The organism is Microcoleus sp. T2B6 (genome assembly GCF_036700475.1).
Lineage (GTDB): Bacteria > Cyanobacteriota > Cyanobacteriia > Cyanobacteriales > Microcoleaceae > Microcoleus.
This window is the reverse complement of the sequence record NZ_JAUBOZ010000014.1, coordinates 80230-100024: the sequence shown is the minus strand read 5'-3', so window position 1 is coordinate 100024 and position 19795 is coordinate 80230. Positions and strand designations below refer to the sequence as shown.

The 19795-nt window shown below is 45.3% G+C and carries 12 protein-coding genes, 1 tRNA gene and 1 pseudogene; 7 read left to right on the top strand and 7 right to left on the bottom strand.

Features of this window, described 5'->3' with window-relative positions:
- Both QUA00_RS09175 and QUA00_RS09170 read right to left on the bottom strand, forming a co-directional pair.
- A pseudogene (locus tag QUA00_RS09175) lies at window positions 1–306 on the bottom strand (phosphodiester glycosidase family protein); the annotation flags it as partial.
- Between the two features lie 132 nt (window positions 307–438).
- The gene (locus QUA00_RS09170) at window positions 439–5922 is read right to left on the bottom strand and encodes an AAA family ATPase (protein WP_333146178.1); all 5484 of its coding nucleotides are present in this window, start codon (window positions 5920–5922) and stop codon (window positions 439–441) included.
- A gap of 1586 nt (window positions 5923–7508) precedes the next feature.
- Between QUA00_RS09170 and QUA00_RS09165 the strand changes: the two genes are divergently transcribed.
- The 5 genes from QUA00_RS09165 (at window position 7509) to QUA00_RS09145 (ending at window position 13761) form a co-directional block, all read left to right on the top strand.
- On the top strand, window positions 7509–12236 hold the full coding sequence (locus tag QUA00_RS09165; RefSeq protein ID WP_333409409.1) for a glutamate synthase-related protein: 4728 nt from the start codon (window positions 7509–7511) through the stop codon (window positions 12234–12236).
- Between the two features lie 241 nt (window positions 12237–12477).
- On the top strand, window positions 12478–12654 hold the full coding sequence (locus QUA00_RS09160; RefSeq protein ID WP_333146182.1) for a hypothetical protein: 177 nt from the start codon (window positions 12478–12480) through the stop codon (window positions 12652–12654).
- 58 nt (window positions 12655–12712) lie between these two features.
- A complete protein-coding gene (locus tag QUA00_RS09155; RefSeq protein ID WP_333146184.1) occupies window positions 12713–12910 on the top strand; it encodes a hypothetical protein in 198 nt (65 codons plus the stop codon).
- 3 nt (window positions 12911–12913) lie between these two features.
- Window positions 12914–13348 carry a hypothetical protein gene (locus QUA00_RS09150; protein WP_333409408.1) on the top strand — a complete coding sequence of 145 codons (435 nt, stop codon included), beginning with the start codon at window positions 12914–12916 and terminating at the stop codon, window positions 13346–13348.
- 143 nt (window positions 13349–13491) lie between these two features.
- Window positions 13492–13761 carry a type II toxin-antitoxin system Phd/YefM family antitoxin gene (locus QUA00_RS09145; RefSeq protein WP_333146188.1) on the top strand — a complete coding sequence of 90 codons (270 nt, stop codon included), beginning with the start codon at window positions 13492–13494 and terminating at the stop codon, window positions 13759–13761.
- 37 nt (window positions 13762–13798) lie between these two features.
- On the opposite strand, the gene QUA00_RS09140 is transcribed toward QUA00_RS09145, so the two are convergent.
- The 5 genes from QUA00_RS09140 to QUA00_RS09120 form a co-directional block, all read right to left on the bottom strand.
- Complete coding sequence (locus tag QUA00_RS09140; RefSeq protein WP_333146190.1) at window positions 13799–14197, bottom strand: PIN domain-containing protein; 399 nt, start codon at window positions 14195–14197, stop codon at window positions 13799–13801.
- 6 nt (window positions 14198–14203) lie between these two features.
- Window positions 14204–14437, bottom strand: coding sequence for a hypothetical protein (locus QUA00_RS09135; RefSeq protein WP_333146192.1), 234 nt, complete (start codon window positions 14435–14437; stop codon window positions 14204–14206).
- A 308-nt stretch (window positions 14438–14745) separates the two neighbouring features.
- A complete protein-coding gene (locus QUA00_RS09130; RefSeq protein WP_333409407.1) occupies window positions 14746–18093 on the bottom strand; it encodes an Eco57I restriction-modification methylase domain-containing protein in 3348 nt (1115 codons plus the stop codon).
- Between the two features lie 54 nt (window positions 18094–18147).
- Complete coding sequence (locus QUA00_RS09125; RefSeq protein WP_333409406.1) at window positions 18148–18735, bottom strand: Uma2 family endonuclease; 588 nt, start codon at window positions 18733–18735, stop codon at window positions 18148–18150.
- A 53-nt stretch (window positions 18736–18788) separates the two neighbouring features.
- Window positions 18789–18938: a hypothetical protein gene (locus QUA00_RS09120; RefSeq protein WP_333409405.1), complete on the bottom strand. Its 150-nt coding sequence runs from the start codon at window positions 18936–18938 to the stop codon at window positions 18789–18791.
- A gap of 201 nt (window positions 18939–19139) precedes the next feature.
- On the opposite strand from QUA00_RS09120, the gene QUA00_RS09115 reads away from it, so the two are divergent.
- Together QUA00_RS09115 and QUA00_RS09110 are read left to right on the top strand one after the other, a co-directional pair.
- A complete protein-coding gene (locus QUA00_RS09115; RefSeq protein ID WP_333058474.1) occupies window positions 19140–19343 on the top strand; it encodes a hypothetical protein in 204 nt (67 codons plus the stop codon).
- A gap of 153 nt (window positions 19344–19496) precedes the next feature.
- A tRNA-Ala gene (locus QUA00_RS09110) sits at window positions 19497–19569 on the top strand.
- Window positions 19570–19795: the final 226 nt, after the last annotated feature.

Below are 19795 nucleotides of genomic sequence, written 5' to 3'. Positions count from 1 at the left end.
TATTGCACCATTTTCAATTACTTGTTTAGCAACAGGCAAGATGCCTGTTCCACAAGAAAATTCACTCTTTGTGGAACAGGCATCTTGCCTGTTCTTGAGAATGGTGCAAGATGTGAGTTTCAACCGACTTTCGCTATCAGCCAGGGAATGAATTCCCTGGCGGGCTCTCGAAGCATGAATCAACCCAGCCCTCTCCCCCTCTTGTGCTCTTGCGGGTTGATTCCACACTAAAGACGGGACGATCGCCAGTACGGGTAAAATCGAGACTGACAATATTAGACGCCAATAGAAAAAATTACGTTTCACAGCTTACAACTCACAATTTCACTTCTAAACGCATGGGAATTTAGGAACCCGGAAAATCCGTATGTTTCTTCTTACTAAATCCGATATTTTTGGCGATCGCAATAATTACGCTAGATCCCTACTACAAACTGCTCACCCCGGAATACCAATCACAAACTCCGAACCCTGCCCCAAAGAAGAATTCACGAGTAACGTACCTCCATGTTTTTCCACAACAATTTGATGGGCGATCGACAATCCTAATCCAGTGCCTTGACCCACAGGCTTGGTTGTAAATAAGTGGTTAAAGATGTTTTCCTTGACTTCGGGCGACATCCCTACTCCATTATCCTTAATGCGAATCAAAACCTGATTGTTGTCTTCACTCAGAACAGTTTGAACCGTGATTTGATTAGGCAGGGCTTTAATTTCACTAAAACTCCGCCCCTTATTTGACTCCTCCAGAGCGTCAATGGCATTAGCGAGTACGTTCATAAATACCTGGTTCAACTGTCCGGGAAAGCATTTTACTAGGGGCAAGTTACCATATTCTCTCACAATTTCAATGGCAGGGCGGAACTCGCTGGCTTTTAAACGGTGCTTGAGAATTAGCAGAGTGCTTTCGAGTCCATCATGAATATTGAAAGAAACTGGTCGATCGCTATCCGCCCTAGAAAACGTTCTCAAACTCGTACTGATATTGCGAATGCGCTCAACTCCTTCCTTCATCGAGCCAATCAATTTGGGCAAATCTTCTCGCAAATACTCCAAGTCCATATCCTCTATTTCTGCTTCTATTTCCCCTCCCGGATTTGGAAATTTTTCTTGATACAAATCAATCAAATTGAATAAATCCCCCACGTAGTCTTGAGCAGGTTGCAAGTTGCCGGCGATAAAGCCTACGGGATTGTTAATTTCGTGGGCTACACCAGCGACTAAATTTCCCAGAGCAGACATTTTCTCACCCTGCACCAATTGCAGTTGCATCTGTTTGAGAGCCTGGATAGACTGCTCCAGTTTTTGGGCATAATCCTGAGATTTTTGATAAAGCTGTTGAGATTGCTGATATAAGCGGGCGTTTTCCAGCGAGATGGCAGCTTGGGAGCAGAGGATGTTAAGCAGAGCGACGCGATCGCCAGTGAATGCCCCCGTCGTCAGATTATTTTCCAAATACAGAATTGCCATCATTTTGCCTTGATGGGTAATCGGAGTACATAGGATGCTCTTAGGTTGGTGCTGCTTGATATAGGGGTCAGAAGTAAATATTAATTCAGTCTTGACATCATCGAAAACTAAAGTTTTTTGCGTGCGTTTGACGTAATTAATCACAGTCTGAGGAATTGCTTCGCTCTCCTCTATCCCAATAGTTTCTTGCAGAAGACAGCCTTGGCGAGGGCTACAGTGGACGGCGATTGTCCAGTTGTCCTCTTCTTTCAAAATCAATACTCCTGTTTGAGCCCCTGCATTCTGAATCGCTACTTCCATCAGGGTAGTGAGCAATTGTTCCAGCTTAATTTCGCTAGACAAAGCTTGATAAGCTTTGATAACCGTTGGTAAATCTATTACTGTGGTACTCGTACTTCCAGTAATTGTTTGGTTTTTGCTAGAAGATGAGGTGTCATGGGAGGTAGTCACTGCATCGAAAAAACGAACTTGATTATGTTGCAAAATAGGAGCAAGCAATTGAGAATAGCGTTGTTCTATGTCGTCAATCTTCGCTTTAGCTCCCCAACGAGAGTAGGCATAGTAGGCATCAATTAGATAAAGTTGAGCAATTTTTTCTTTACCCCATTGTAAATAAAATTTTGCAGCCAGCTCATTTGCCAAAGCTTCTTCATTGAGGTATTTGTTTTCTTTAGCCAGAGCGATCGCGCGATCGTAAAAATCCATCGCCTCAACTTGCTGTCCTAAAACGCGATATCGCTCTGCCTCGACCAAATAGAACTTATGCAAGTGATTCATAGGGGCATACTCCGCCCATCGCTTGCTTTTTGCCTGATTTACTGCTACTTTTTCTAGGAGTGCAGCTTGTTTTTCCACATCAGCCTCGGCATACACCGCTAAGTACGTTAGAGACCCATAGAAATAAATCAGCGAATACTGAAGCCCTGCGGTTAGAGCATCCGAATATTGCTCTGCTAGCACGGCATTTTCCAGCGCTTGTTGATAGTTTTCAAACAAATAACCGAGAATCAACTTGTTGAGATAAACGCTGCAAATCGCATACTGCACGTTATTAGCTTGATGCTGCGGTATCATGATGTCTTCATCATAAGCTTCCCCAACCAAACGGCAGGGGTTATCGGTTTTGCCTCGCAAGTTCAAAACAGCCTGCCGAAAAATTTTCACGAAACTGAGTGCGTTTCCCTGACGAATCTGATGAATAGCGCGATCGAAGGTTTCTGTCTCCCGCTCCATTTCCGCCAAGTCTCTGCCCATAGAGAAAGAAAGCGCCGTATAATTGTAAAGTCCATAGGCAGCATATTCTAATTCTCCTGCTTCTAGGGCAATTTGATGGGCTTCTAATAAAAATGGCAAAGAATCTTGGGGGTAGCGTTTCCAATGCCGGACATAGCCATAAACAAGATTGTAGGTTTTAGTTTTTAACTCTTTGCTTTTCACATTATCTAGCAGACCTAAAGCTACCTCACCTGATTGATAGCCGATATCAATATCCCCTCCTGTTCCTGCATGAATTAAACCATACCAAGCATAACTAAAAGCAGATGTAGGTGCATTTCCATAAGTGAGAGATAGTTCTATTGGCTTGCAAACAATCAGCGGGAATAATTTAGATGCAGACTGATAAGAAGCCGACACAACCGTGCCTAAAATTCGCAGGGCTGCTAGATAATAGGAGTCGGTCATCTCTGGAAGATTAATCAATTCTTCCAACGTGTGGCTGGCGAACTTGCGTTTTGTTTCATCCTGGGTTTGCTGAACCTTTTCCGGGCTGGGATTCTCTGGAAATTCCACGCCCAGTTGTTTGAGAACAATCAGCGCCGTCTGTTCTGCTAAGGGTAAATTATTCTGAGCGATGTAACTTTGAATTCGCACTGTATAAACTTTCACAGTATCCAGAGAGGTTCGGGCTTGCTGCAACACGATTTGCACCCATCGATCCATTTGTTCAAATTCACCGCTCAGGAATGCCGCTTCAACTGCTTCCTCATATAGGTTTAAGGTGAGTTGGTACTGGCTGTCCCAACAATCCATTGCTAATAATTCAATTCCGTTACTCAAGCACTCAAAGGCTGTCGCATACGCTGTTGCGGCTTTTGCTTTTTGTCCAGCTACTAGATTTAACTGGGCAAATTCTTCCCGTTGCACGCGATCGCTAACCAGCTTAATCGCCATATTCAAATGGTTGACCATTTCAAAAATTCTTTCTTCCCGCTCGACTTCCGATGTTTCCTTAAACAGCAGTTGCCCTATCTTTAAATGGGTCGAGCGTTTTTGGTCTTCGGGAATGAGAGAATAGGCAGCCTGTTGTACGCGGTCATGCAAAAACTTGTATTTCGCTAATTGTTCATTGCTCGTTAATAAGTCAGTGGTCTCTTGCCTGCCGGCTGGTTCAGCTAAGTCTTTACTACATTGTTGATAAAATTTATAAACATCGCTAACTGGTAAAATCAACCCTTCTTGCAGTGCTTTCCACAAAGCTGTTGCTGTGGCTGTTTGCGAATTTTCATCAACAATTGCTAAGGTAGCCAAATCGAACTGATTGCCAATACAAGCAGCTAACTTTAAAACTTCCTGTGTCCTGATTGGCAACTTTCGCAACTGAAGTGCCATGAATTCTACTACATCATCCGTTAGTGCCAAGGTTCGCACTCTAGCGATATCGCACTGCCAATACCGAGCTTCAAAATTAAATTCAATTATCCCATCTTCATGCAAAGATTTGAGGAATTGTGTGCTGAAAAAGGGATTGCCTTGGGTTTTCTGATAAACGAGTTCTGTCAAAGGCAGAGCCAATGCTGTAGAACAAGCTAAGGTATCGGCAATCAGACAATTCAACTCCGAGCGATCGAGCGGCGCGAGGGTAATTGTGTTTACAGTAGCTCCCGTTTGTTGAATGTGGGATAATGTCAACACTAAAGGGTGTACCGGACTGACTTCGTTATCTCGATACGCTCCAATTAAAAAGAGATACCGCCGATCGCGATCGCTCGTCAAAAGTTGAATCAACTTTAATGAGGCTGAGTCTGCCCATTGCAAGTCATCTAAGAAAATGACGAGGGGATGTTCTTTGGTTGTGAAGAGTTGAATGAAGTTCTCAAGTAACCGATTGAAGCGATTGTGGGCCGCACTGCCCGAAAGTTCTGGTGCGGGTGGTTGCTCTCCGATAATCCCTTCTAGTTCAGGAATTACCTCAACGATTACCTGAGCATTCTCGCCCAATGCTGCCAGGATTTGAGTCTTCCACTGTTCAAGTTTAGCATCTGTTTCGCTCAGCAATTGCTTCATTAAATCGCGAAAAGCTTGTACAAAAGCTGAGAATGGTTGGGTGCGTCCAAATTGGTCGAATTTGCCTTTGATGAAGTAGCCTCTAGCTGCGACAATCGGTTTGTGAACTTCGTTGACGACGGCGGTTTTGCCAATACCTGAGAAGCCAGCCACCAGCATCATTTCCGCGCTTCCTGCACTCACGCGATCGAAGGCTGCCAGTAGGGAGAATACTTCGTTCTCTCTACCATATAATTTTTCGGGAATGATGAAGCGATCGCACAAATCTCGCTGCCCTAGTTTAAATGAGGCGATTTCTCCAGTTTTTTGCCACTGGTACAAACAAGTTTCCAAATCAAACTTGAGTCCTAGAGCACTTTGATACCTATCTTCAGCATTCTTCGCCATCAGTTTGCTAACAATTTCAGACAGCACCAATGGAACGCTTGTGTTCAGGTGATGGACTGGAATAGGCTGCTTGGCAAGGTGACAGTGTACTAACTCTATCGGATCTTCGCTTTGGAAAGGCAACTGTCTCGTCAGCAGTTCGTAGAATGTAACTCCCAGAGAGTAGAAATCTGTGCGGTAATCAATGCCTCGGTTCATTCGCCCAGTTTGTTCGGGAGATATGTAAGCTAAAGTGCCTTCAAGGAGGTTGGGATTTTGAATTTCTTGGGTTTGGCGCGGCAACAGGGAAGCGATGCTGAAGTCAATCAGCTTAACTTGTTTGCTGACAGGGTTAATTAGAATATTGGCGGGTTTGAGGTCTTTATGGATAACGTGGTGGCGATAAAGTCCATCGAGGGAGTTGGCAATTTGAATGGCAATGGGAAGAAACTCGTTAATGGGCAACCCTTCCAGAGGTTCGTTGCTGGCGAACACCAGACTAGCGAGGTAGCTACATAAGGAAATTCCGCCAAAGTCTTCCATCACCAGAGCATACTGGTTATGGTAAGTCTCCAGGCTGTATGCCTTGACAGTGCCGGGTATCTCTAAGTTTTTAGTAATGACAAACTGATTGCGGAAGTGAACCAGTTCGTGGAAGCGGGGAAAGTCATTTCGCAGCAGTTTTATCACTACGGGCTGCTGATCGGAAGACCGACGGGCACGATAAACTAGAGTTCGATTGCCTGCGTATATTTGCTCGTTAATCTGATATCCTCGAAAAATATTTGTTATGCTAGCCATACCTACCTATTCCTATTGCTTCTGTCAAGCCTGAAGCTTTTTAGAGTTAATATCTACTATTTTCGCTCTATCGGCCGTGCTATTGATTAACTATATTTAGTTTAATCTACTTTGTAGCTCAAATTATGAAACCGCCCTTTTCAAACCAGACTTAATATTTTGGTTGTTTTTGCTTGTATACTTGTTTTGAGATAGCGTTGACCTAAAATTACTTTAGATTTTGGTCTATTTGCTGAGTCATTAACACGCATTGATACAAGTGTGTGGGGTTAATTTAATCTCAGATGTTCCTTACAAAAAAAGCGTGACTTCTCAACAGCCCTGCCATTTTAATCAGTGTCAAGTTATTTTAATTATATCTCTCATACAATAGGATTACCATGATTTATATCACTTGGCTTCGGTCTACCTGTATGCAAAATTGAGCGTAATCACCATCGGCACATTTTTCCAGTCTTACTATTTCTGCTAACTAACTTTATTTTATAAAAGATAGGCATGAAATATTCCCCATGCCAATCAAATCTGTAAAAACGCTCACGGTTGAGCTAAACAAAATTACCAAGGACAAGCTTGTGAGCGTTAGTTGAGTTGAGTTTGAGGTTTGAGGTTTACTTCAATCAATCTGGCAGTTTGAACTGTGGTCTAAAATTTTTGCCTTTCCCCGAATCCTGTCAGCAAGCAAGTATCCATTTGGGGCGTGGTTAAAAAGGTGGCGCCGGCTCTACCAGATGCTCCTAATGCGTCAGAAATCCTTGAAATAGCCTGCATTGATGAGTGATATCCATTCGGGTGGTATCGGAATGATTAAACCGCAGAGAACACAGAGGATACAGAGAAAGGGAAGAGAGAGATGAATAATTCCGATGCCAACGGATTGGAGATGACAAAACTTTGTGGGTAAAAAAATCCAAAATAGGCTTGTGGAAAACTGTCAACCTTTTTGGGCTAGGCATCTTAGCCTGGGTTCTGGACATCGCTGACAAGACTTGCACGTAAACTCTGACTGTAATGGGTGAAATTTTATCAATTTTTTGATAAACTTGATGTTCGCAGCTTGAGAGTTGACTTCACAATAAGACCGGTTTCACCAGTTGTGAACCGCGCTGCTACATTGCACCTACCGACTGAGCGGGCAGGTGGCTTTTGTGTCTGCGGGCGCTGACGAAAGCAACTCAGCAGCGCAGCAAGCAAAATAACGCTAAAGTTACTATCTACCTGAGTCCGTAAGGCTACCCTTCCGAACTCAGGAAAAACCCACACAAAAAACTCGTGAAGCGCAGCTATCCCGTAGGGAATCGCCAGCAATGTATTTATTTGCAGGGCGGCGATTTCCCAAAGAATCACTGCTTTTTAACAGCAGGGTATTCTAGGAGACATCTCCGAGGCGATGCGAGCGAGATAATGTGAAATCTGCAAACAGGGTTTTAGTGCTAAGTACAGGCAGCATCGACGTAAATTTTTATCCAATCAGCTTCCAATGTGCTGTTTTAAAGTTTACTAGGCTCCCACCGCTCGGCAGCCTTCTCTCTCCGAGCTATAAAAACGCATCCACCACACAATCACGGAAATAACATTCAATCAACATGGGTAACACGATCGATCCAAACAGAAACGTGCATCAGACTGAGCGAGGAACTCCATTCGCCGGCCAAAGCTGGTTAGTGGAAGAAAGAGATGCCTGCGGTGTGGGGTTTATTGCCAACCAAAGCGGTGAAGCCACCCACTCGATTATTCAAAAAGCGCTGCCAGCTTTAACTTGTCTGGAACATCGTGGCGGTTGCAGCGCTGACTCGGATTCCGGGGATGGTGCGGGTTTAATGACGGCGATTCCTTGGGAATTGCTGGATACTTGGTTCGCCGAACAGGGAATTGTGCCTCCGGCGCGGGAAAACTGCGGCGTGGGAATGCTGTTTTTGTCTCAAGATAAATTTCAAGCGACTATAGCGCGGCAGGTGGTTGAGCAAGTTCTGACCGATCGCGGGCTGAAACTTGTGGGATGGCGCAAAGTTCCCATTGTACCATCGGTTTTGGGCGAGCAAGCGCTAGAAAATCAACCTCAAATCGAACAAGTAATAGTCAGTTCACCGCACTTAGGCGGAGACGAACTCGACAAACATCTATTTTTGGCGCGCCGCACGATCGGACACGCGCTGTCAAATCGGCCCAACTTCACCCGCCAAGACTTTTATACTTGCTCTTTCTCCTGCCGCACGATCGTCTATAAAGGCATGGTGCGAGCGGCCGTACTGGCAGAATTTTACCCAGACCTAAAAAATCCCGCTTATAAAAGCTCCTTTGCCGTCTATCACCGGCGCTTCAGCACCAACACCATGCCCCGCTGGCACTTAGCCCAGCCGATGCGCTTGCTGGGACACAACGGCGAAATTAACACGCTGTTGGGCAATATTACCTGGATGAAGGCGCGGCAAGCCAATTTATCTCACCCGAATTGGAGTCAAGCTGATATCGACACGTTCAACCCAATTGTCAATCCCGAAAGCAGCGATTCGGCAAACTTGGACAACGTGATGGAGTTGTTGGTGCACTCCGGCCGCACCCCCCTAGAATCCCTGACAATTCTGGTACCCGAAGCCTACAAAAATCAGCCGGATTTGGCTCCCTACCCAGAAATTGTCGATTTTTACGAATATTACAGCGGCATTCAAGAACCTTGGGACGGCCCGGCACTGCTGGTGTTCAGCGACGGCAAACAAGTAGGTGCTACGCTCGATCGCAACGGTTTGCGGCCGGCCCGCTACTGCATTACTAAAGACGGTTTGGTAGTTGTGGCCTCCGAAGCCGGAGTTGTCGATATTCCCGAAGCAGATATTGTCGAAAAAGGCCGTTTGGGGCCAGGACAAATGATTGCAGTTGACCTGCAAACCAAGGAAATTCTCAAAAATTGGCAACTCAAGCAGCGAATTGCTAAGCGGCACCCCTACGGCGAATGGCTGCAACAAAACCGCGAAACCTTGCAGCCGCAGCCTTTTGCCGAAACAGCAACCCTCGACTCGCAAACGCTGTTAGCAACCCAAACTGCTTTTGGTTACACAGCAGAAGATTTGGACATGGTGATCGTCGAGATGGCGAGTTCTGGGAAAGAACCGACTTTCTGCATGGGCGACGACGCTCCCTTAGCTGTATTGTCAGAAAAGCCTCAGTTGCTGTACAACTATTTCAAACAGCGGTTTGCTCAAGTCACAAATCCGCCGATCGACCCCCTGCGCGAGGGGATGGTGATGTCGCTGACGATGAATGTAGGCCTGCGGGGCAATTTACTGCAAGCAGTACCGGAAAATGCCAAGCGGCTGAAAATTGATTCTCCCGTACTCAACGACGCTGAACTCTCTTTCTTGAAAGAGCAAAAGTCTTTCCCCGCAACCGAATTGTCAACTCTTTACAAAATTGCTGCCGGGCCTTCTGGTTTGAAAACAGCAGTCGAGCAACTTTGTCAAAAGGCGGCTGCTTCGGTGCGCGAGGGTTCGAGAATTCTGATTTTGAGCGATCGAATCTCGAAGGCCGAAGGCGAATCTTCTGTTGGATTGAGTGCTGAATGTACTTATATTCCGCCCTTCCTGGCAGTTGGTGCGGTTCACCACCACTTAATTAGCGTCGGGCTGCGGATGCAAACTTCCCTGGTTGTGGATACCGCCCAATGTTGGAGCACTCACCACTTCGCTTGTTTGATTGGTTACGGGGCGGTGGCTGTTTGCCCTTACCTGGCCTTGGAAAGCGTGCGCGCCTGGTGGTCTGACAGCAAGACTCAAAACTTGATGCAGCACGGCAAAGTTCCCAATATTACCGTGGCACAGGCTCAAGCTAGATACCGCACAGCGGTGGAAAACGGCTTGCTGAAGATTATGTCGAAAATGGGGATTTCGCTGCTGGCTAGCTATCAGGGGGCGCAAATCTTTGAGGCGATCGGCATTGGCGGTGATTTGCTAGATTTGGGTTTCAAAGGCACTGTTTCCCGCATCGGCGGTTTGAGTGTGGCGGAACTGGCTAATGAGGTAATGTCTTTCCACAGTCAGGCTTTCCCAGAATTGCACCTCAAAAAGCTGGAAAATTACGGCTTTGTTCAGTACCGCCGGGGTGGTGAATATCACATGAACAGCCCGGAAATGGCGAAGGCTTTGCACAAGGCTGTGACTACTTTTAAGGCTCAGACTAACGGTAACGGCAATGGGGCCGAACCAAAAATGACACCAATTGGTGACAAAAATGGTGAAAGTGCTTACGATCACTACGAGGTTTACAAGAAACAGCTCGAAAATCGCCCGGTAACGGCTTTGCGCGATTTGCTGGATTTCCAGAGCGATCGCCCTTCCATTGCCATCGAAGACGTAGAATCTGTAGCAGATATTGTCAAGCGGTTCGCCACCGGCGGTATGTCCCTGGGCGCTTTGTCCCCAGAAGCCCACGAAACTCTCGCGATTGCGATGAACCGTATCGGCGGCAAATCCAACTCCGGCGAAGGCGGCGAAGACCCGGTGCGCTACAAAGTGCTAAACGATGTGAGCGCGGCAGGTTTCTCACAAACGCTACCTCACTTGAAAGGTTTGCAGAACGGCGATACAGCTTCTTCATCCATCAAACAGGTAGCTTCCGGGCGTTTCGGGGTGACTCCTGAGTACCTGATGAACGCCGAACAAATCGAAATTAAAATCGCACAAGGTGCGAAACCGGGTGAAGGCGGTCAATTGCCGGGGGCGAAAGTGAGCGAGTACATTGCTTATTTGCGCCGATCGAAACCGGGTGTCACGCTAATTTCTCCTCCTCCTCACCACGACATTTATTCGATCGAGGATTTGGCGCAGTTGATTTTTGACTTGCACCAAATCAATCCGAAAGCAGGAGTTTCGGTGAAGTTGGTGTCGGAAGTCGGCATCGGGACTGTAGCTGCGGGTGTCGCCAAGGCAAATGCTGATGTGATTCAAATTTCCGGTCACGACGGCGGCACCGGTGCTTCGCCACTGAGTTCGATTAAGCACGCAGGTTCTCCGTGGGAACTCGGATTGACAGAAGTTCACCGAGTGCTGATGGAAAATAAATTGCGCGATCGAGTTTTGCTCCGCGTTGACGGTGGTTTTAAAAGCGGCTGGGACGTGATTGTAGGCGCTTTGATGGGCGGCGAAGAGTACGGTTTTGGCACGGTGGCAATGATTGCAGAAGGCTGCATTATGGCTCGCGTTTGCCACATGAATAGTTGTCCGGTGGGGGTGACAACTCAACAAGAACACTTGCGGAAACGGTTCCCCGGAACGCCGGAACACGTGGTTAATTTCTTCTATTTCGTAGCACAAGAAGTGCGGAGTTTGCTGGCGAAATTGGGTTATAAGTCGATCGCAGATATCATCGGCCGCGCGGATTTACTGAAAATGCGCGATGGGGTGCAACTAACTAAAACCCAAGCGATTAATTTGGATTGTTTGACCAAGTTACCTGATACTAAGAGCGATCGATCTTTCTTGATCCACGGCGACGTACACACCAACGGGCCTGTGTTAGATGACGATTTGCTGGCGGATGCTGAGATTCAAAGTGCGATCGCCAATCACGGCACTGTTAGCAAGAGTGTAAAATTGGTGAATACCGATCGCACGGTGGGCGCAAGAATCAGTGGTGCGATCGCACAGCAACACGGCAACACGGGCTTTAGCGGTCAAATCACCCTCAACTTCACTGGTAGCGCGGGCCAAAGCTTCGGCGCGTTCAATTTGCCGGGAATGACGCTGGTGCTGTCAGGCCAAGCCAATGACTACGTTGGTAAAGGAATGCACGGTGGCGAAATCGCGATCGCACCGCCGGCTGGTGCGACTTATGATGCTTCCGAAAATGCGATCGTCGGCAACACTTGTTTGTACGGTGCGACGGGGGGAACTCTGTTAGCTGCGGGTAAAGCTGGCGAACGGTTTGCGGTGCGTAACTCGATGGCGAAAGCTGTGATCGAAGGTGCGGGCGATCACTGCTGCGAGTACATGACTGGTGGCGTGATTGTTGTGTTGGGAAAAGTCGGTCGCAACGTCGGCGCTGGAATGACTGGCGGCTTGGGTTATTTCCTCGATGAAGATGGGACTTTCCCGGCTCATGTCAACGGGGAGATTGTGAAGATGCAGCGCGTTTGTACGGCGGCTGGGGAGGCGCAATTGAAGGAGTTGATTGAGGCTCAGTGCGATCGAACTGGCAGCAAGAAAGCTGAGAAGATTTTAGCAAATTGGTCGGAATATTTGCCTAAGTTCTGGCAAGTTGTGCCGCCAAGTGAAGCGAATTCGCCGGAGGCTTCGGAACAAAAGATTGCTGTGGAAGTTTAATTTTCCAGTTGGTTAAATAGATGAGGGGCGACGCGAGTTGCCCCTTTTTTTGATGATTATTCTGGGTTTTTGAGTTGTAGAGTCGATCGCAACGCTGCGGTGTTATACTAACTGTCAGGTGGTACACCTGTTAACATAAGCAACTTTTAAAGTTATATGAGACAGGTGTGTTACCCCAGAACAAGTGTTTGAAGGTAAAGAGTAGAGATAATGGGTATTAATGTATGCGAGCCAACAAGCAATGCCTTCCAAAAAGCCTGTAATCACTATCCGAGTGAACCCCGAAGAATATGAGGTTTTGCAAGAATGGGCTGATTCGGAGTTCAGAAGTGTGCCCAGCTTAGTGCTGGCAGTCGTTCGGAAAACGCTCTTAGAGCGCAAGCAGCAACACCCAGATCGATCGAACTCAAAAACCTAAATCTAAATGGCCTTGCCATTGACACCATTCAAATGAACATTATGGAGATACGATCGTTGTGACCAATTCTCAACCAGAGGAAGTCACCTCAAGCCACTCCGTCACCGAACGACGGCGGTGTTATGCAATGCAGGAAAAATACGGCTGGCGACTGCTACGAATCAAACCGACAAAAGACTCCATCCTCAAATACTCCTGCATATTTGAAGGTGAAACCAGTTTTCCTAACTACATGGATGAAGACGAGGAGGATTAACAAATGAGCAGAAAATACATTATTTTTCGCGCTGACTGGACAGAAGAAGAAGGTGCCGAGAACAGACTTTTAGCTCACACCGGAGGGCTAACCGACATTCTGGCAGAGTATTTTGATTCATCAAATTCACCGATTCCTGAACCTGGTTATCGGCCGCTAGAGTTCCAAACTCTGACAGAATCTAAAGACACCCAAATAGCTGGTGCTGATACTCATTACCGCGTAGGCGACTGGGAAGTAGTTAGAGTAGAAGAATACCTGAGAGCCATCCAGAACAATGAATTTGAGATGATCGTGGTTTGCTACTGCAAATACTCCCCTGTTCAGACACCATTGATACCGATGCCAAAAGCTACGGTTTCAGTTGACTCCTTCGGTTCCGAGGAAAAATATCGGCAGTATCTCGAACAAACAAAGCAAGCAACAGCACTTGTTTAAAAATAATCTCCACTAGGAAGGTATGGAAATTTTCATACCTTTTTTGATTATTTGCGGTTGGCTAAAACAAAAGTGGCGATCGACCTCCCAATCCCTCACAATTTTGCCTAAAATAGACACAACCCACACTCATAACATCTGTCATGCAAAGTTACACCCTCGCAGAAGCCTGCAATCCACAGGGGACAGTCTTTAACCGAGCTGCTGTCGAGCCAGTTTTACTCACAGATAAATCGCAGCCCAGCCACGTAATTATGTCCGCTGATGCCTATCAGCGCTTGATAGAGCGACTGATGGAAGTAGAAGATATGCTTTTAGGCGATTCTGCAAAATCTGCCCTGAGTCAGTCTCAAATGGTGGGTACTAAAACCTTTGTAGAAACACTCAAACAACTGACAAATGGTGAAACTTGATGGTTTACAAATAACCGTTATTTTATTATAAATACAATCACCAGATAACAGAAATTACACCTGAAGCCGTAATATTTCCATCGCACGTAAACAGCGCAACAGTTTCACCTTGATTTTGCAAAATCATTGCGGTTGCTACAATTTGACGATCGTGCATTTCATGGATGCTCAATAAGCTGAGCGTTTGATTGATGATAGTTCGATCAAGTGGATAAATCGCGATTCTAGGATCGCTGTTAATGGCATTCAACAAAGCATTCACAGATGGAATTGATGTTTTTCTTCGTTCTACAATCCATGCAGCTTCAGCCAAGGCGATCGCAGGTAGAACAAGCTGACTGGTCAAATTGGAGAGAATTGCTTGGGCTTGAGTCCCCAATCTTTGATTTCCTTCGAGAAACCAGATCAGCGCGTGGGTATCAATGACATATTTCATCGGCAGCTATGACCAATCTAATTCATCGTCAGTATCCCCTTGAAACTCGGCAATCTCGAAATCGTCTGCGGTGGATTGTTGAGTACCAGCAAACATTCCAAACTTGATAAATGTAGGCGATCTAGGAATGGATGGCGCAGCCAAAAAAGTAATCACCACGCGGCTTTCATAAATGTTTTCAGGAACTTCTAAAAGTTCGATGACTCCATTTCTGTAAATTCCTTCAAATGCTTGGAGCATAATGATTCACCTCGCGTACAAAGTATGGTCTATCGACTCGCTAGCTCACAATCCCAGTCTAACAAATATTCCCCAAAAAACACAATTTTTTGATATGATATAGTCCGCGACGCAAAAAAAACGTGTTTCTGTCATTACGTTCGTAGGGGCGGGTTCACCAACAATACCAGCCAATAATTGACAATCTCAAAAACCCGCCCCGGCCGGGATATTATGATTAATCGAAGCGTAACGATGATGAAGTGTACAAAAAACTAGAGCGCCTTTTATAATAAACTCATTCTCAGCGATGCTGCTTTAACATTCTATCAAATGTGTCGGGCGATCGGCATTCGCGGAGGTGCTGTTTTCCACATCAAATCTATTTCTTCCGGTGTCAATCCGTAACCTTGATTAACTAAATCGGATAAACGGTGTTCGAGTCTCAACGCCTCAGCTTTGCGAGATTGAATGGCCGGTGCATATTCATTATAAGTTTCGCGGACGGCTTTTAGTCCAGCAACACCGAGAGGATCGGATGATTTAGTTTTCGGCATTCGCTTTCTGATTTCTGCTACGAATTCAGCAAAAGAAAGAGCAGAAAAATCTTCGAGTTTTTGTCCGAGTTTATCAATTACATAAGTGATTTCCAGCCAGTGCAAGACATCTCGGTGAGTTTCTTGATTAGTTTTGGCGATTTCAATTAAACGGCTGACAATTAGTTCTACTTCGGCACGAACTGAGTCAGTTGGTGGTGCGATGGGAAGCTTTTCCGTCAATTCGCCAAGCGGACTCAGTGCTTCATCTTTCATGTGCGGTAAATACCGCCAATTATGCCACCACATAAGTGCTGAATTAAGCACTCCCAAGATATACAATTCAGATGTCGAAATAATGAAAGCTTTATTGTTGGTCAAATAACTCCTATTATCATAGCTATATGCTGGATGAAATTGAATTTCCTGATATATAAGTTTAGGCTGTAGAAAGAGGTTGCAAAAAGATGGAGATGCTTGCCACTGCCACCATAATTGTTTACCTGATCTTGCTTCTAACTTAGTTCTATATTTTTGCAGATGAGATTTTATCATAGGATAGTTTTCTATCTCAATATCTCTATGAGCGAAGATTACCCAAATTTCATCCCATTGAGGATACCAGCGTTTAATATCCTGACCTCGCAATAAGGGCTTGATGATTTCAGCAGATTTAGGGTCAGCTTTAACTAGACTATTTTTAGTGGCTTCATCAAGAAAAAAAGCGTCGTTAAATCCTGTTAAAATACCTCGATAAGGCTTAACCCCTGCAAAATCTTTTAGCGGAACTCCCACTTGTTTTATTTTCTGCATTAACTCATCAACAGCAGGAGGTTCCAGACTCCAAGCACTCGCAGTGAAACGATCTCGCGAAATTTGATAACCGTGTTGTTGAACATATTGTGTAAGATTGATATTAGCAAGTTCCTCGCGCGGAACAGGACAAACAATCACAGGCGAATTAGGTTCAGATTTACCTTGCTCAATCTCGCTTTCAGTTTCAGAGATACATAGAGAAGCGTTAGGTTTTCTGACTGCGACAATACAGGGAAAAGTATCAGCATCCTCAAAAATGGGCGCGTGTCCGAAATCAATAATTTGCTCTAGTAAACCTTGACTGGCAAAGAACTTGCGTAGAGGTTCGCCGTATCCCGACCTCAGCCATTTATTTGTGACAATATACGAAAGCACTCCCTTCGGTTTGAGAATGTTTAATCCGAGTTCATAAAAATAAGTATAAAGGTCTGCTACGCCGTTATAGGATTCATAATTTGCTTGCAAGTATGGTTTAATTGGAGACAGCAACTCCTGCCGCACGTAAGGCGGATTGCCAAGGACAACATCAAAACCGCCATCAGCAAAAATCTGGGGAAATTCAGCTTGCCAATCAAACGCTGTATCTGCTACATTACTGTCAGCGACGATCGAGTTTCCCGCTTTAATATTATCATCCAAATACGTCAGGGTTTTACCAGGTTCGGCCGTCTTCAACCACAGAGAAAGTTTGGTAATTTCCGCCGATTCCGGCAGCAAATCTACGCCGTACAGGTTGTTGCTTAAAATGCTTCTGTCAAATTCCAGCGAGTTGCCGTCTTTTGGTTTATACCCCAAAGCATTCAATTCGCGATCGACTCTTTCGTACTGCTGCATCAAATAATCAAAAGCCGCAATCAAAAAAGCACCCGAACCGCACGCCGGATCGATGACGCGCGTTTTTTGCAGCACCTCGTCTCGATACGCTTTCCAAAACTTAATTGCAGTTTTCTTGGGCGGCTGAACCGACACTTCAGCAACTTCGCTAATTAGGAATAAATCGCGCAATTCTTGCTCTCGACGCTGCAAATAGCCACCGAGAGAAACCTCGACAATATACTGAGTAATAAAAGCTGGCGTGTAAAACACACCTTGAGTTTTTCGCTTGCCTTTTTTATGATTGTATTCCTGTCCGGTAGTTTCAGCATTTAATTCTTCCAAATCTGTAACAGACTGCTCGAAAATATGCCCCAAAATATCGACGGAAACTTCGGTATCAAAATCAAATCTGGTCAGCTTATTAAGCAGACTGCATAAAGGATTTGGCACAGTCAATTGTGCGTCTAAAACCGGATCGAATTTAAATAAACCGCCGTTGTATCCCGGTACAGGAGGGTCATCATTTCCCACATCAACCCAGCGAAATACAGATTGATAATTTTCCCAAATTAATCTAGGATTGTATTGGTCTTGGTGGTCGTGAGCGTTGCTGAGGGTGTTTCGCGGCAGCAACCCTTTATCTTCACAAAAAGCAATGAATAAAACGCGGTCTAAAGTTTTTTGAGCTTTTTCGATGAGTACGCGATCGCGGTTGGGGATATCCTGCGGCCCAGAAAAGCGAAAATGTTTGACGAGAGCGAGTCGAATTGCTTTGTACTCTTGATATAATTTATTGGTAATTTCCTCTTGAGCTTCGTCAGAGTCTTTTAACAGTCTGTCAATAACAGAAACTGTTTGAGCTTGGTTTTGAGGCAAAAAATTGCGGCGACACAGCAGAAAGTAAAACCGCTTAAAAGCTTCAATATCCGCCAAGTCAGCCAGAAAAAATTGTTCGTAATAAGCAGGAGTTTTATTGGTATGATAAAGTCGCAACTCTCGATAATTCGAGACAATAATCCAGCGACAATCGGGTGTATAATTAGCGTAGCGCCAACCTTGGTCAACTGCTGATTCCGATCGCGCAGGATGCTGATGTGATGCGGGACGATCTAAATCATTTTTCGCTCCCTTGAGTTCGATCGGAGCAATCACTTTACCTTGCAGGGACACGGCTTTGCCTTTAGGATTGTCAGCAGCAGTAAAAAAGCCGATCGCCCCGTCAGCAGAACCGCCACCATCAGATATCGTTTGTTCCGCGTTAATTTCCCAAGCTTTCCCCCCACCTTGAATTACCGAGCAATATCCCAAAATATCCTGAAAAATATCATTAATAAAACTGCCGTGCAGCGAAACTTCTTTAACTTCGTCTAACGTACCCGTTTTAAGTGCAGCAATCCACGTTCCCAATTTTTGGCGGCGCACTTCCATATCTGGCGGAAAGCTAAAAGCACGCAAAGCAGTGTTCAGTGTTTTGCTGTGAAAAAGGGCGCGAGTAGAGCGATTTGTCATAAAGTTGAAAAGGCGATCGATTTAATTTTACAGCAAAAAAGCGGTTGTGAAATCCTAACTAACGGCAGTCGTTTCAAATCTAATCCCTTCATAAATTTCGCCCAATTGAATTTGAAACGGCAGCGAAGACAAAGCCAGCACTGCATCTGCCGATTCGTATTCACTTAAAAGCCACTTATTTTCCGAAGTCTTGACAAACTGTTCGACATAAAATTTATACTGATCGATTAAAATGTATTCTCGAAACTCAGGAATCGAGCGATAATAATCAAACTTATCCCCTTGATCGTAATTTTTCGTACTTTTTGACAAAACTTCAACAATCATCAAAGGATTAATTATTGTATCTGTGCGATCGTCTAAAAGCACTGGTTCGCCTTGAACCACCATCACATCTGGATAAGTATAGAGATGATAGCGCGGTATCGACAACCGTAAGTCACCGATAAAAGCCTTATAGTTTTGCCCCCGGAGCGCAAATTTTAAATGAGCATAAAAATTGCCCGCAATATCATTATGATTTGGAGTACCACCAGTCATAGGAACTATCTCGCCATCAATATATTCACTTTTAGACTCGGCCACTTCCTCTAGTGCCAAATATTCCTCTGGCGAGTAGAGTTTTTGAGTTTGGGTTAACATAGTTTATATCCTCAACAGCCGTTCATTTTATTTTAATTAAAAGTACACCTATTTTACCAAATTTGAATCGGGTCAGGGTGCGATCGCACTGCTATCAAATCAGTTATAGTCCAAGGTCGATCCTCTTCGTTGGCGTAGCCCCCGTAGGGGCGGGCTTCGCTAACGCACCCTACCCCCTCAAAAAAGCGTGAGCGATCGCTCAAGAGTCAAAAACGCCACCTCTAAAGCTGAGCTAGCTCTCATTTACTTTGCATATTGTAATTATCACCAAAAGCTATCATTTTTTCTCAGTAGCTTTCCGCTGCTCCCTCCGGGTTTTACAGCAAAAGTTAAATACAGGTGAGCTTATCTGCACGGAGCGAAAAGTTTTGTTACAATAGGTAAGCTGTTACAAATCGTAACTTATGCTGGTTCCTATTTTAATAATTGACGTTGCCCTCGTTGCCTGGTCTTTGCACTTAATGCAGGAGGCGATCGCGCAACGGGAATTTTCACTAATGCTAGCCGGCACCCTAGTTGCGGTATCAGCCGCCGCTCTGCTAGTCGTCTACTTCCTCATGGGGTCTTGTTTGAGCCATTTGAGCGAAATATCCCAACACACTTACTAAATGATAGTAGGCGATTGACCATTGTCCAGAAGCGAGGAGAGTTTTGTGGAAAAAAAGCCGAAAGCCTTGCCAGCCGAAGGCTCAAAACTAATTTCCCCAAAAAGCTTGACAAATATTGGTCAGTTAAGGCATGATTGAGAGCGCGAAAAGAAAGGGGAATTAGCTCAGTTGGTAGAGCACTACAATGGCATTGTAGGGGTCAGCGGTTCGAGCCCGCTATTCTCCATAAATCAAGATTAGGGATACGGCACTGCTCATTCGTGTCAACTTAAGACTAAAACTGTTGATAAATATCGCTTTTACCCCAGTCTAGATCCCCCTCGCATCCCCCTTAATAAGGTGGACTAAAGAGAAGACTCTTGTCCCACCCTTATTAAGGGGGCTGTTTCATTATCACCAAAAACGAGGTTTTTGTAGGGGTAGTGCTACCCCTACTCCCCGTGCCTACCCCC

Excerpts from the sequence above, each read along its gene's own strand:
- QUA00_RS09170 (WP_333146178.1), bottom strand. The coding sequence starts at position 5,922 with ATGGCTAGCATAACAAATATTTTTCGAGGATATCAGATTAACGAGCAA.
- QUA00_RS09165 (WP_333409409.1), top strand. The coding sequence starts at position 7,509 with ATGGGTAACACGATCGATCCAAACAGAAACGTGCATCAGACTGAGCGA.
- QUA00_RS09160 (WP_333146182.1), top strand. The coding sequence starts at position 12,478 with ATGCCTTCCAAAAAGCCTGTAATCACTATCCGAGTGAACCCCGAAGAA.
- QUA00_RS09150 (WP_333409408.1), top strand. The coding sequence starts at position 12,914 with ATGAGCAGAAAATACATTATTTTTCGCGCTGACTGGACAGAAGAAGAA.
- QUA00_RS09145 (WP_333146188.1), top strand. The coding sequence starts at position 13,492 with ATGCAAAGTTACACCCTCGCAGAAGCCTGCAATCCACAGGGGACAGTC.
- QUA00_RS09140 (WP_333146190.1), bottom strand. The coding sequence starts at position 14,197 with ATGAAATATGTCATTGATACCCACGCGCTGATCTGGTTTCTCGAAGGA.
- QUA00_RS09135 (WP_333146192.1), bottom strand. The coding sequence starts at position 14,437 with ATGCTCCAAGCATTTGAAGGAATTTACAGAAATGGAGTCATCGAACTT.
- QUA00_RS09130 (WP_333409407.1), bottom strand. The coding sequence starts at position 18,093 with ATGACAAATCGCTCTACTCGCGCCCTTTTTCACAGCAAAACACTGAAC.
- QUA00_RS09125 (WP_333409406.1), bottom strand. The coding sequence starts at position 18,735 with ATGTTAACCCAAACTCAAAAACTCTACTCGCCAGAGGAATATTTGGCA.
- QUA00_RS09115 (WP_333058474.1), top strand. The coding sequence starts at position 19,140 with ATGCTGGTTCCTATTTTAATAATTGACGTTGCCCTCGTTGCCTGGTCT.